This is a genomic window from Bradyrhizobium sp. Kon56, assembly GCF_055807635.1.
This window is the reverse complement of sequence record NZ_JBVVOU010000208.1, coordinates 1-364: the sequence shown is the minus strand read 5'-3', so window position 1 is coordinate 364 and position 364 is coordinate 1. Positions and strand designations below refer to the sequence as shown.

The window sequence follows — 364 nt, the reverse complement described above, 5'->3', positions numbered from 1 at the left end:
GCTGTCTTCGGCCTGGCCGGAGATGATCAGCGGGGTACGGGCTTCGTCGATCAGGATGGAGTCGACTTCGTCGATCACGGCAAAGTTGAGTTCGCGCTGGAATTTTTCTTCCATGCTGAACGCCATGTTGTCGCGCAGGTAGTCGAAACCGAATTCGTTGTTGGTGCCGTAGGTGATGTCGGCCGCGTAGGCAGCGCGCTTCTCTTCCGGCGGCTGGAACGGGGTCACCACGCCGACGGTCAGGCCGAGGAATTCATACAGCGGGCGCATCCAGTTGGCGTCCCGGCGAGCCAGGTAGTCGTTCACCGTCACCACGTGCACGCCCTTGCCGGACAGTGCGTTGAGGTAAACACCCAGGGTTGCC

1 pseudogene is annotated in these 364 nt (G+C 61.3%); it reads right to left on the bottom strand.

Going from position 1 to position 364, the window contains the following annotated elements:
• A pseudogene (secA, locus tag AC0L3B_RS38665) lies at positions 1–364 on the bottom strand (preprotein translocase subunit SecA); the annotation flags it as partial.